General features: G+C 60.3%; 12 protein-coding genes. 7 read left to right on the plus strand and 5 right to left on the minus strand.

From position 1 onward, the window contains the following. Window positions 1–23: 23 nt before the first annotated feature. From nadC to ACYHH6_RS10590, 4 genes are all read right to left on the minus strand, one after another. Entirely contained in the window at window positions 24–878 is an 855-nt protein-coding gene (gene nadC, locus ACYHH6_RS10575; protein ID WP_352592775.1) for a carboxylating nicotinate-nucleotide diphosphorylase, read from the minus strand. Next, window positions 875–2,419 carry an L-aspartate oxidase gene (locus tag ACYHH6_RS10580; RefSeq protein WP_352592778.1) on the minus strand — a complete coding sequence of 515 codons (1,545 nt, stop codon included), beginning with the start codon at window positions 2,417–2,419 and terminating at the stop codon, window positions 875–877. Before ACYHH6_RS10580 ends, nadC begins: the two co-directional genes overlap by 4 nt. Continuing rightward, on the minus strand, window positions 2,416–3,390 hold the full coding sequence (gene nadA, locus ACYHH6_RS10585) for a quinolinate synthase NadA (RefSeq protein ID WP_023673635.1): 975 nt from the start codon (window positions 3,388–3,390) through the stop codon (window positions 2,416–2,418). Before nadA ends, ACYHH6_RS10580 begins: the two co-directional genes overlap by 4 nt. 67 nt (window positions 3,391–3,457) lie before the next feature. Next, window positions 3,458–4,426 carry an NUDIX hydrolase gene (locus ACYHH6_RS10590; protein WP_023673634.1) on the minus strand — a complete coding sequence of 323 codons (969 nt, stop codon included), beginning with the start codon at window positions 4,424–4,426 and terminating at the stop codon, window positions 3,458–3,460. 162 nt (window positions 4,427–4,588) lie between these two features. Between ACYHH6_RS10590 and panB the strand changes: the two genes are divergently transcribed. The 7 genes from panB to ACYHH6_RS10625 all read left to right on the plus strand — a co-directional run bounded on the left by panB (window position 4,589) and on the right by ACYHH6_RS10625 (window position 9,865). Further along, window positions 4,589–5,449, plus strand: a complete 861-nt coding sequence (gene panB, locus ACYHH6_RS10595; RefSeq protein WP_023707031.1) for a 3-methyl-2-oxobutanoate hydroxymethyltransferase — start codon at window positions 4,589–4,591, stop codon at window positions 5,447–5,449. Then, complete coding sequence (gene panC, locus ACYHH6_RS10600) at window positions 5,446–6,309, plus strand: pantoate--beta-alanine ligase (protein WP_023740408.1); 864 nt, start codon at window positions 5,446–5,448, stop codon at window positions 6,307–6,309. Before panB ends, panC begins: the two co-directional genes overlap by 4 nt. A gap of 93 nt (window positions 6,310–6,402) precedes the next feature. Beyond that, window positions 6,403–7,128, plus strand: a complete 726-nt coding sequence (locus tag ACYHH6_RS10605; RefSeq protein ID WP_352592781.1) for a LuxR family transcriptional regulator — start codon at window positions 6,403–6,405, stop codon at window positions 7,126–7,128. 92 nt (window positions 7,129–7,220) lie between these two features. Beyond that, entirely contained in the window at window positions 7,221–7,853 is a 633-nt protein-coding gene (locus ACYHH6_RS10610; RefSeq protein WP_023707030.1) for an acyl-homoserine-lactone synthase, read from the plus strand. A 22-nt stretch (window positions 7,854–7,875) separates the two neighbouring features. Beyond that, window positions 7,876–8,250 carry a transcriptional regulator domain-containing protein gene (locus ACYHH6_RS10615; RefSeq protein ID WP_352461172.1) on the plus strand — a complete coding sequence of 125 codons (375 nt, stop codon included), beginning with the start codon at window positions 7,876–7,878 and terminating at the stop codon, window positions 8,248–8,250. Between the two features lie 58 nt (window positions 8,251–8,308). Then, window positions 8,309–8,719: a DUF2285 domain-containing protein gene (locus ACYHH6_RS10620; RefSeq protein ID WP_023673629.1), complete on the plus strand. Its 411-nt coding sequence runs from the start codon at window positions 8,309–8,311 to the stop codon at window positions 8,717–8,719. A gap of 171 nt (window positions 8,720–8,890) precedes the next feature. Then, a complete protein-coding gene (locus ACYHH6_RS10625; RefSeq protein WP_023708080.1) occupies window positions 8,891–9,865 on the plus strand; it encodes a hypothetical protein in 975 nt (324 codons plus the stop codon). Window positions 9,866–10,403: 538 nt separating this feature from the next. On the opposite strand, the gene ACYHH6_RS10630 is transcribed toward ACYHH6_RS10625, so the two are convergent. Continuing rightward, window positions 10,404–11,159, minus strand: coding sequence for a Crp/Fnr family transcriptional regulator (locus tag ACYHH6_RS10630; RefSeq protein ID WP_352592784.1), 756 nt, complete (start codon window positions 11,157–11,159; stop codon window positions 10,404–10,406). Between the last annotated feature and the right edge of the window lie 1,845 nt (window positions 11,160–13,004).

Raw genomic sequence — 13,004 nt, forward strand, 5'->3', positions numbered from 1 at the left:
AATCCTGTTCGTTACTCAGACAATCATGAGCCCCGATGGTCGAGGCCGATATCCAGGATCGGCGCGCTGTGGATGAGTCGGCCGACCGAAATCAGATCAACGCCGGTCGCGGCAACCGCTCGCGCTGTATGCGACGTGATCCCGCCAGAAGCCTCGGTGATAGCGCGGCCACCGACCATTGCGACGGCGCGGCGAAGATCGGGGAGGGACATGTTGTCGAGCAGAACCGCATCGGGAGCGAAGCCAAGTACCTCCTCCAACTGGGCCAGAGTATCGACCTCGACTTCGATCTTGACGAGATGACCGGCCGCTCTTCGTGCTCGCTCGAGCGCTGGCCGGACGCCGCCTGCGATGGCGATGTGGTTGTCCTTGATCAAAATTGCATCGTCCAGGCCGAAGCGGTGATTGGACCCGCCACCTGCGCGCACGGCATACTTTTCGACTGCCCGCAATCCGGGCGTCGTCTTGCGGGTGCAGACGATCTTCGCGCCATATCCACGAACCGCAGCGACCATCAATGCCGTTGCTGTGGCGATGCCGCTCAGATGGCACAAAAAATTGAGTGCCGTCCTTTCGGCTGTGAGAATGGCCCGGGCCGGGCCAACCACTGATGCAATGACCTCTCCATCCACGACATTGCAGCCGTCTGCCCGCTCCACGGAGATTTCGACACCAGGATCAATCAAGCCGAAAGCGAGCATCGCCAGATCGATGCCGGCGACAACTCCGGACTGTCGCGCCACCAACACGGTTCCCGCTTGGCATTCCTTCGGGACGATGGCGTCCGTGGTCAAGTCGCCGGCTCTGCCAAGGTCTTCAAGAAGAGATGCCCGTACAAGCGGCTCAAGCAGGACCGTGGGGAGCGGTGAGAGCATCATCCCTTTGCACCTTCGGAGCTTGGCGAGTGTCCGAGTTCCCGCGCAGCCGCCAAGGCGGCTTCGAGCGTGATTTCGGACCGTCGGGCGGCAGTCGCATGATGAGGAAAATCTGTCCGGTAATGAGCGCCGCGGCTTTCTTCGCGCAACAAGGCGGCAACAGCAATCATTAGCCCGACAGCCGCCGGATCCGAGACCGCATCCTTGCTTTCGGCGAGCGGCAATAAGGCACGCGCGGCTGCTTTCAACGCTTGACCATCCCGGACGATGCCGAGTGCGCGCGACAGAAAAACGCGCACGGCTATCGGAGCGGGCGGTGGGTAAACGTTCGCAAACGCAGGCCTTGTTCTGCGCGCAGGCGTTCCGGCGACGCTTTCAGCGACCCAGCGGGCGCACACGATTGCCTCCGTCAAGGAATTGCTGGCGAGCCTGTTGGCGCCATGCAGTCCTGTCGAAGCGACTTCGCCGCAGGCCCACAGCCCCTTGACGGAGGTCCTGCCCGAGCTGTCCACGGCAACGCCACCCATGTGGTAGTGTTGGGCCGGACGAATGGGGATGAGATCGCGCGCGGGATTGATGCCCGCTCCAAGGCAGGCTGATGCGATTGTCGGGAAATGTCGAGCGAATGCCGGGCCTGGCCGTTGTCGGGCATCGAGAAAAACATGGTGGCCGTCCGCAAGATGGTTCCACACGGCGCGGGCCAAGACATCGCGAGGCGCAAGTTCCGCCCCGGGCACGCTCTGGAGAAAAGCCTGGCCGGTTTCATCGATCAGGGCAGCACCTTCGCCTCGCACAGCCTCGCTGACCAGCGCCATAGGGCGTTCTGGGCCGTCAAGCGCGGTCGGGTGGAACTGAATGAATTCGAGGTCGGCTAGGACAGCTCCAGCGCGGGCCGCAAGCGCAAGGCCTTGTCCGCAACTGCCCCAAGGGTTCGTGGTGTCGAGAAACAGTCCCCCGATGCCACCGGTGGCGAGAACCACCCGCCGTGAGCCGAAGAAGAAAGGTGCGATCGAACAGCTCGCCCAGACGCCTCGGATCGCATTCTCTCGCACTGCGAGCCGGCGCGCTTCCACGCCCTCCACGACAACTATCGACGGAGTGGAACGCACAGCCGCGATCAGCGCACGCATGATCTCACGCCCGGTGCCGTCCCCATGCGCATGAACGATGCGACGTCGGCTGTGTGCGGCCTCCAATCCGAGGCACAGTGATCCTTCCGGCGTGCGGTCAAAGCGAACCCCAAAGCCCGCAAGCCCCTCTATGGCCTTGGGCGCGGCTTGGAGGATGCGGCTCGCCACGTCTCTGTCGCAGAGACCATCCCCGGCGGCAACCGTATCGGCCAGGTGCCTTGCCGGATCGTCGTCTTCGCCGAAACTTGCAGCCAGGCCCCCCTGGGCCCAGGTGCTCGAGTTGTCAGCTCCCAGCAGCGACCTTGACAGAAGAAGCACCGGCTCCGGCGACAGTTGAAGCGCGGTCATCAGTCCGGCGATGCCGCCGCCGATGATGATGGGCCGCCCGAAGAAGCTGCGGAGGTCGGCGCTCAAACTGCCAGCATCCGTTCGACCGCTAGCCGCGCGCGCCCGGCGATCCCGGGTTCGACGGTTACGACATGGTGGTTCTGCTCGAGCGCCGTGCGGATGTTGGCAAGCGTGATCCGCTTCATATGCGGGCACAAATTGCAGGGCCGGATGAACTCGACCTCTGGGTGCGCTAACGCGACGTTGTCGCTCATTGAGCATTCCGTCATCAGCACGACACGTGGCGGCCTTTGCCTTTCGACATAGTCGGACATGGCAGCCGTCGAGCCGGAAAAATCTGCTTCAGCAACGACGTCGGGCGGGCATTCGGGATGGGCGAGCACGACCACGCCGGGATGGCTTTCGCGCAACTCGCGGATGTCGGCCGGTGTAAAGCGCTCATGCACCTCGCAACGCCCTTTCCAGGCGATGATCTGCACATCTGTCTGAGCGGCGATATTCTGGGCCAGATATTCGTCCGGCAACATGATCACCCGGAGAACCCCAAGGGATTCGACGACCGCCTTGGCGTTGCCGGATGTACAGCAGATATCCGACTCGGCCTTCACTTCGGCGGACGTATTTACATAAGTGATGATCGGAACGCCGGGATAACGCTGGCGCATCAAGCGCACGTCTTCTGCCGTGATTGAGTCCGCCAACGAGCAACCGGCGCTGAGATCCGGAATGAGCACGGTCTTGCCCGGATTGAGGAGCTTGGCCGTTTCGGCCATGAAATGGACGCCGGCCAGCACGATGACTTGCGCCTCGACCGTCGCAGCCGTGCGGGCTAGTGCCAAGCTGTCGCCGACGATGTCGGCCACGCAGTGGAAGATCTCGGGCGTCTGATAATTGTGCGCCAGGATGATCGCGTTGCGCTCGCGCTTCAGCGCAAGGATCGCCTCGATATCCTCGGCGAAAGCCGGCCATTCAATCGGCGGGATCACTCGTCGGACGCGCTCGTAGAGCAACGCGGCCGTAGGCAGCATGGCGCCCATCGACCCCCTCCCGCTTATACTCTAACTGAAAATAACCAGCATATACTTGCTGTGAGTATAAGGGATGTCAACCCCGCGCCAGCGGCAATTTTGTCCCGGCGATGAGCCTATCGTCGAGAACGGCGTGGCGGAAACGGAAAAGCTTCGCTGGCCGGCCGCCGGTCTCAGTGGTGGCCTCTCCGGTCTCCTCGACCAGCTCCTGCTGTTCGATCAGTCGCCGAAAGTTCGGCTTGTGGATGAGCCTGCCGGCGAGCGCCTCCACGGTTCGCTGCAGCTGCAAAAGCGTGAAGACCGGCGGCATCAGCTCAAAGACGACTGGGCGGTATTTGATCTTGGAGCGCAGCCGCGCAATGCCGGTCGCCACGATGCGGCGATGATCGGCGACCATGGACTTGCTGGGCACCAGCGGCGGGGGTCCTGCGTCCCGCCCTCTTACGGCCTCTTGGACCAGGCCTGCTTCGTAGACTAACTCATAGCGTTGAAGCGTGAGTTCCTCGTTCCAAAGGCGGTCGTCGAAGCCAAAGGCTATCGTCGCCCGCTGCCAGCGTTCACGTCGCGTGGCCGAATCGCCAACCCCGTTTGCCCATTCGATCAGGCGCGGCCGCAGAACGTCCAGCACGACCGCAGGCGTGCCGGAGCGGTGGTCCTCCCATGGAAAATATTCATACCAACTCTGCCATCCGCACTTGGGCGAGCCCGCTGCCTGTTCCTTGCGCGTCAATGCCAGATAGCTGATGGAGATGACGCGCTGCTGGCGCTCGGCGCCGATGCGATCCCGATCCGCGAACGTGTAGAGTTGCTCAATGTACCCCAGCCGATGGCCGGTTTGCTGCTCGACCCACCCCCTCAAGCCGGATTGCAGCGATCGGTGCTCAAGCGCAAAGGGACCGGAGGGCAAGGTGTCCGCCTGGCCGATGGTGAGGACACAGGGTTGACTGCCGTTTACGGCGACCACAAAGGCGATCAAGTCCACTTTGACGTTGTCGGCCTTGCCGGCGGCTCTGTCTTTCCTGAGTCCTATTGCCTGATCGTCCATTATTTGGCCAACTCGGGGGCACCTTAATCGATTTAGTGTAAGCGTGCCAATTGGCACGTCAACACCCCGCAGCTGCATGGCCATTTTTTTGCTCTTCGCACCTGCACAAAAATGTGCCAAAGGCGACAGCCGCAGCTGGTAACGTAGGGGAAGGAGGGTCCCATGAGCGCTTATGGTGACACCAGGGCGATCACACCGCCGGATATTCGTTCGCGCAAAGGTGGGACGCCGCTCGTCTGCCTTACCGCCTACACCACCCCAGTCGCCCGGCTTGTCGATCCCCATTGTGATGTGGTGCTCGTCGGCGACAGCGTCGGCATGGTTCTCCACGGCCTGCCCTCGACGCTCGGTGTCACGCTGGAGATGATGATCACGCACGGCCAGGCGGTGCGCCGTGGCATCAAGCAGGCGCTGATGGTGGTCGACCTGCCGTTCGGTTCCTACGAGGAAAGCCCAGAGCAGGCTTTCCGCAATGCCGCGCGCGTCATGGCCGAGACCGGCTGCACGGCCGTCAAGCTCGAAGGCGGCGAAGCGATGGCAGAGACGATCGGCTTCCTCGCCGCACGCGGCGTGCCCGTCATGGCCCATGTCGGATTGACGCCGCAGGCCATCAACACCATCGGTGGCTACCGCGTACAGGGCAGGGGCGGGGATGCCGAGCGCATCAGGCGCGACGCAATTGCGGTGGGCGAAGCGGGCGCCTTTGCGGTCGTCCTGGAGAAGGTTCCTGAGGCGCTCGCCCGCCGGATCACCAAGGAGGTGGCGACCCCGACCATTGGCATCGGTGCCTCGGCAGCCTGTGACGGCCAGATTCTCGTCGTCGACGACATGCTGGGCCTCTTCGGCGACTTCCGGCCCAAGTTCGTCAAGCGCTATGCTGAACTCCGGGAGGCGGCTGCGGCTGCGATCGCTTCCTATGCGCGCGAGGTGAAGGAGCGCCAGTTTCCCGCCGCAGAGCACGTGTTTGCCGATGCGCCCAAGCCCGCCGACACGGACGCCACCAAGAGCGGAGAAGCAGCGTGAGCGTGCCGATCGTCAGGAGCGTTGACCAGCTTCGCGAAAGCGTCGCCGCATGGCGCTGCGAAGGTGTGAGGATAGCCCTGGTGCCAACGATGGGCGTCCTGCATGAGGGCCATCTCAGCCTGGTGCGCGCTGCACTCGAGAAGGCAGACCGTGTGATAGTGACGCTCTTCGTCAACCCGAAGCAATTCAACAGCCAGGCCGATCTTGCCGCGTATCCCCGCACCGAGGACGAGGATGCCGCCAAACTGGCACCGGTTGGCGCGCACCTGCTTTATGCGCCAGATGCAGAGGAGATGTATCCGGCGGGCTTCGCCACCACCGTTTCGGTTTGCGGTGTCAGCGAAGGCCTGTGCGGTACATTCCGGCCGGGGCATTTCGACGGCGTGGCGACCGTCGTCGCCAAGCTCTTCCTGCAGACCAGCGCTGACTTCGGCTTCTTTGGCGAAAAGGACTTTCAGCAAATTCACCTGGTCAGGCGCATGGCCCGGGATCTGGATATTCCAATCACCATTGTTGCCTGTCCGACAGTCCGTGAAGCCGACGGTCTTGCGTTATCATCGCGCAATGTGCGGCTCTCGCCAGCGGAACGCGCTGTTGCTCCCAAGCTATCATCGGTCCTGCTCAAGACGGCTGAGCGGCTTGAGCGCGGCTCACCCATCCTGCCAACGCTTGCAGAATCTCGCGCAGCAATTCTGGCTGCAGGCTATCGCGAGGTCGAATACCTGGAACTTCGCGATGAGGCAGATCTGCACCCGATAACAAGCCTCGATCGACCGGCACGGTTGCTTGCCGCCGCCTGGCTCGGCGGCACACGGCTCATAGACAACGTCAGACTATTTCGGATTGGTTCAACAGATTAGCCACGTTCTCGGCACGCGCCGTATTCGTCCGGGATCATCTAAAACAAGGTCTCTGCCTGGCATTGAGTGTTACGGAGGTTACGCACAGGACACATGCATCGCGTGTTTGAGAACTTCGTCGAGCAACTGTCTGCAAGTGTTGATGCTGCCGATCTCTGTGAGGCAATGGCCTCCGCTGCAGCCGGCTTCGACTTCCCGCTATTCGCCTATTTCACCTACCCGTCAGCCTCCGGCGACGCCCCCCAATTGATTTCAAACTATCCTTCATCCTGGACGTCACGTTATCTGCAACAGCGGTACCACAGTCTCGATCCGGTCATCCTGCGCGGGCTGCAAGGCTGGGATACATTCGATTGGGGTGTGGATCGCGCTCGGCACGGTCTGCCGAATTCGCAGCAACAAATTCTAGAGAGTGCGGCTGAGTTTGGCATCTGCGGCGACCTGACGATGTCCATGCATGATCATCTCGGCCGGTTTGCTGCCCTGACCTTTGCTTCCGACGAGTCCCGTCCGCCTCTGTTGCGGTCACTGGCACGTTACGAAAAAGCATTGCAGCTGGTGGCCATCAACTTTCATATCCATGTCCGGCGAAGGCTCGCCGATCATCGCGTGGTGGATGGTGTAACGCTCACCCCGCGGGAGTTCGAGTGTCTGAAATGGGCGGCGCGCGGCAAGTCGGCTTGGGATACTAGCCAGCTTCTCGGCGTCTCAAAGCGCACCGTGACCTTTCATCTGGAAAACGCCAAGGCAAAGTTTGGCGTTCGAACGATCAACCAAGCCGTTGCACGAATGGCTGCCTCCGGCCTGACGAGATCCTGATTCTCAGCCACGATACCTGTAAACCTCTACAGGCTGCATCGCTGTCAGCTTTGCCCTTCGATGGCGGGAACACATCCCACATGGAGGCGACCATGATGCAACTGATAGCACCAGACTTTTACAGTGATTTTGCAGGCGAGCTCAAAGAGATGCACGGGCTCAGGTTTCGGGTGTTCAAGGAAAGGCTCGATTGGGAAGTTGATACCGAAGACCAGATGGAATCCGATCCGTTTGATGCTCTCAAGCCTGTCTATCTGCTCCTCAAAGGATCCGACTGGCGAATTCGCGGTTGCGTGCGTCTTTTGCCCAGCACCGGACCCACAATGTTGCGCGACACCTTCCCGGTGCTGCTGGGTGCTGACGTCGTGCCCTCGACCACCGACATATGGGAGAGCAGTCGTTTCGCGCTCGATCTTCCTCCGTCGGCGCCCAAGGCAGCGGGCGGGCTGGCCCAGGCGACCTACGAGCTCTTCGCGGGCATGATCGAGTTCGGCTTGGCCAAGGATCTGACCCGGATCGTAACGGTGACGGACACGCGCATGGAGCGGATCCTCCGCCTTGCTACGTGGCCATTGTCGCGCATCGGAGAACCCAAGTGCGTCGGCAAAACGGAGGCGGTGGCTGGGTTTCTCGAGATTTCCCACGCGAGCCTTTTGCGCATCCGCAGCAGGGGACGTCTGAGCGGACCGGTACTGTGGCAACCGGTTCTAGGCCCGTCAGCATAGCGCCATTGTGGACACCTGTGCCATGAAGGATGCTGGTTTGCCCAAGGAAGCGACGGTCGGCCTTGTATGCTGGCCGGACTGGCGTCGCCAGGACGCTTACCACTACGCCAGACGATTGCCACGCACTGGCTGGGCCTGGGAGTTTCTTCGGCGCAATCCACAATTCCAGCGCGACCACGCCAAAATGGCACCGTCCGCCTGCTTTGTCGGAACCCAGGCCGACATGAAGATAATCGAGTTGACGACAGAATCAGCTTTCCTAAGACAATGGAGCCTCCTTTTTCGCGGACGCGCCACAGTCGGACGCTACATCGGCGAGGGTCTTTTGGGATCCGCGCGATTGCGCCTGTATTCTACGAGCGGCCGCGGAGCCGCTGGGGCTCGACCACGATTTTGAACCGCTTCACCTTTCTTCGCTCTCATGCTGCAAGGACATCCTGCTGACAGCTGCGGGCATGCAGCACGTGCTGCTGAGGGAGAACTGCCGGAGTCTGCAGATCGCCGTTTCCGGTGCGTCCGTCCTCCGCCCGTTGCGGCTATATGTCGACGCGATCCTTCAGCCGCAGCACCTCAAGTTCCATGTCGCTGCCCTTCAGTTCCTGAACGACATCAATGATTGCCGCCGCGTGTCAGCTGCTTGCTTTCCGCCGGAACACCGCGGAGCGCGTCTGCGTATTGTACTGCAGGCTTTGGATGGCTCGCTGGCGGGAGCATCTCATCAGGAGGTCGCCATTGCCTTGTTCGGGAGACGCCGTGTCGAAGAAGATTGGCGTCATCCAGGCGGCCATCTTCGCGATCAGGTACGTCGCGCCATCCAACGCGGCCGCTACCTGATGGGCGGCGGCTACAGACAGTTCCTGAGGTAATTGGAGTGGTTGCGATTGTCTTATAACGAACGCGCAACCTCCATTTTCTCACTGCAATGGTGCGTTGCACAAAACGTGGCAAGCGCCTAGTTCTTCCGCGGCGAATCGGGTTTCGGCGAAACACCGGGACCCAACTTCGTCGATAAGTGCATTCATGACCTGAGGACCCCGATGACCGTTATGAACTCCGACAAAGCCGGCGCTGCAAGCCTTGAGACAATCGCGCGAAACGGCAGCATGCTGCGTCGCATAGCCGTACGCATTCCGACCTACCTGTCGGATATTCGCGAGAACCCGGCGTGGCTGCCCATGTTCATGTTGGCGCGCACCATGCCGGCACGGAGAATGCACTGGCGTGGTGCAAAGCCGGTCCGAAGGCCGCAAAGAGCCCAGGACACTATGTTTGCCGGTGTCAATTGCCACGACGTTGTCGACGCGCTGCGGATGGATGGGCTTTTTCCCGGCCTTGTCCTGCCTGCAATGGTGGCTGAAGATGTAGCCGCATTCGCCAGGTGCACACCTTGTTTCGGCAATTTCGATCGCCGACTCGAGTTCATGCCGGCGGAGCATGCGGAGGCTGAGGCGCGATTTGGCCGTCCGTTGCTCAGCGGCCATTATTTCGAGCGCATTCTGGGCTGTAAGTCGGCCGTTGCCATCCAAAACGATCCGCTGCTCATGGATATAGCGGCGCACTATCTCGGCGGCCAGGCGACGCTGATCACGACGCGCGTCTGGTGGAGCTTCCCGACCGGCCAGGCGTCGGACGCGGACAAGAACCTGGCTTCGCTCGGCAAATACCACTTCGACCTGGACGACTGGCGGATGCTGAAGTTCTTTTTCTATCTGGTGCCCGTCGACGAGGGGACCGGCCCGCATATCTATGTTCGCGGCAGCCATGATCGCCGCGCCCTCAAGCACCAATTTACGCTTGTCGTCGGCCATCCAGCGCAAGAGATTCTGGACGTCTACGGCAAGCAGAGTCCGGTCACGCTGACCGGCAAGGCCGGTTTCGGTTTCGTCGAGGATCCGTTCGGGTTCCATATGGGCACCGTGCCGTCGCACAGGCCACGGCTGATGATGGAAGTTGGCTTCGGCGTTTCTCCTCCATCGCGCCGCCGCTTCCATGGCGAGCCTGTGATCCGCTGATTTCGAAAAGTCCCGAAACAGCCTTCCCGTTGTGAGGGAAGATAAGGCTATGCCGCCAATCGATCTGTTCCGGGCCAAAGGCGGTTGTCTGCACATGCCCTGAACTTGGCTGGTGCAATGAGTCTCGCCATTGCTCCAGCCAGCGCATCAGTGCCTGTTTAATCGAGGTTAGATGGCAGTGCGCCCAAGAGATCCTCCTCGATATCGCCTGCCGCGCGAAGCCTCAGATGCTCTTCGAAAACCTCCTTTACGGACCAAGTCGTCTCGGGTCTCCTTTGAGTGGCCGGAAGGTGGTGCACAGCCGTATCGTGCTTCGGGATCCTGAACGAAGGCGAGGGGCGGTTTGTTCCTCGCGCGGCGCATGCAGCGGTGCCGGCATGACAGCTTCGTCTTGGATCCCGATGCTCGGCAACGTCGGCGGTGAAGGCTCTGTCTAGGCGGCTTACGTGACTCCAATGCAGGAGATCGACCATCTCCTGTTCGAGCACATTCGTTGGCGATCACCGTCGCGGCGCTACGGACGCCGCGGCGCCTGCGATCAATGCAGTTTGCCGACTAGCCGAGCGTATTCGGCTTCAGCCCTGCCATATGACCCATCTGCCAGCGCAATTAGACGCGCGCGATCAAGAATGACTACCTCTCCTCGCATTGAGCGTATCAGACCTTGGCCCTCCAAGGTTTGCAGCGCTATGGTGACGCCGGGCCGCCTGACACCGAACATAACTGATAAGAACTCGTGCGTAATCGCAAAGCTGTTCCCGTCGACGCGATCATCACACATCACCAGCCATCTTGAGAGCCTGTCGACTATGTTCATCCGGGCATTGCTGAGCGCCGTGAAGCTTGCCTGGAGGTGAAAGTAGTGAACGTAGCGGAGCAGAAAGGTTCGCAAGGTTGGGCTTGTCAGAAGCGCCTTGGTGAAGAGGCCCGCGTCGATAACAAAGGCTCGGGCTTCTAATTGGACGTAACAATCGTGCGTTGACCGGTCATCGCCCATGATAAGCGCTGAGCCGGTCATGCCCTCACAACCAATGATTCCGATCTCAGCTTCGATACCAGGCCGCAGCTCGCCCACCACTGACCCGAGACCGCTCTCGAAGAAGTACACGGTGCTGATTGGTGACCCCGCCACTTCGAGATGCGTCTTCAGCCCAAGGGAGACGCTTTCGAAATGAGGTTGCAGCAATGCCAAATCTGCCGAGCACATTCGTAGCAGCAGCGAATTGCGATAGATCGAATTTTGGCCGGTGTCGCGTTGCGCGGCAGTGTGAGTTTGTGAACTGGAGTCTGTCATAGCTCCCTCTCCCTATTGGGGCGGAAGCATGTTGATCGCTCACAGCCGACGGACGCCCTTAGAGTTGCCGTCGATGGCACACTGTATGCCTGCCGACCGCGGATGTCCCATTTTTTAATCAATTACGTTAATCGGCCCGAGCCAAGCTTTGGCGCACCCGCTCTAACGCGGCATTCAGATGCTCCAGAAATTCGTCATCGCTTTTGGTCGCCAAGCCGACTTGTCGAGCGCGAGTTACAATGCGCTCCTGGAGTGAAACCGCTGTCTCATAGTGGTCCACGATCATCTGAAATGAAGCGCTCATTGGGGCGGATTCAAAGAGCTGTGCCATTCTGGCAATGTAGTTCCAAGATGATGAGAGTCCATGCGGCCGCCGCTTGGGTAACAATCGTACAATATACCTAAGACTGGCCGCGCTCTTTGGTTATCCTCCCAGAAATCCGTAGCCTCGCGAGGCGCAGCTTCTCTTCGCCCTCCGACCTCGTGACCGGCGGACCAGTCCCGGCTTCAGCCATTCGGGCTTCTTATGCTCCTTCGGGACCGGGCCGCCGACCTCGCCCTGCACACGATTCCACAGCGTTTGCCTCTTGTAGGCCTTGAAGGCTACTATCGGCCGCCCTTGTAGGGCCGCTTTCAGCCATGATCACCTCGGGGCGCTGAACGAAGCGCGTGCTTGTCGACTCTGTCGGTCGTCGCAGACGCTTACGGAGGCCTCACCGCAGAGGGCGATGCGAACTCCGGCTCGACGACGGCTGTCAAATCAGACTGCTGTGGATGCACTACCACCGATCGGTACTAGGATTCTCGACCTCGGTAATAAGCTGGTCTGTACAGCTAGCGACCTTCCTGCCTAGCAATATCAAAAGTCAAACCCCGCCGAAGATGCATATGCCTGGCAGCACGCGTCGGTCTTTGGCCACGCATCTGCCAAACCGAAATCAAGTAGCCCGCCATCGCGCGACCCTCAACGCGATCTTGATCATTGCAGTGCGGCAATAACTTATCTCTTTGGAGCTTGGTGGTGATATATAGGCGCCCAAGCCAGCGCTAATATTGCATGGAGCTAACATGCCCGCTAAGATTTCTTTGGTGTTAGCTGGCGGGTGTTTGATGCGGTTTCATCGTCTAGGCGCGGTCGCTCTGGGTCTGGCGTCCTTCATCAGCAGCGCTCATGGCCAAGAATCCTGCGACCCTAACTACACAGGCGCCTGTGTTCCAATCGCCAGCGATGTCGACTGTTCCTCCGGAAAGGGCAATGGTCCCGCATACGTACACGGGCCGGTCTCTGTCGTAGGCACCGATATCTATGATCTTGACCGAGACGGCGACGGAATAGGTTGCGAAAACGGCTAGAGGAGGCAAGTCGCCCTCCAACTTCATGACGGCACCAGCCCATCCGCTGTTTATGGTAACGGTCACCTCCGAGTTGAGGGTGAGCAACGTTCCCAGCCATTTGCATCAAATATCAGGACCTCCTAAATGCGACTTATGGCGACTCTGCGGTACGACGGTCGAACACCGTCCACGTCTCATCCGTCTCCTGCCATACGTTTGTCAGTTGGTAGCTGATTGTAGAATGTGCCAGTAACTGGGGATGCTCATTGCGTTCCACGTGCGCGAGCCCTGATGCGCGTCAGTTATTTTTACTCTCCGGTCACGATTGAGACCACTGGCCCGGGCGATGTTCCCCGAGAAGAACAAAGAGGTAGATGGCGCCGGCAAGGTCCCACCAATGCTCTCCCCTTGTGAACGGCATCCAAACTTTTCGGCGGGCTTGAACAGCGGCCACCTTTGGCGGCTGTCGAAGGCTGATGATAGATTCCATTCCAGCTCTTTCTAATGTGT

The sequence above is a fragment of the Mesorhizobium sp. P171375 genome (genome assembly GCF_057786075.1).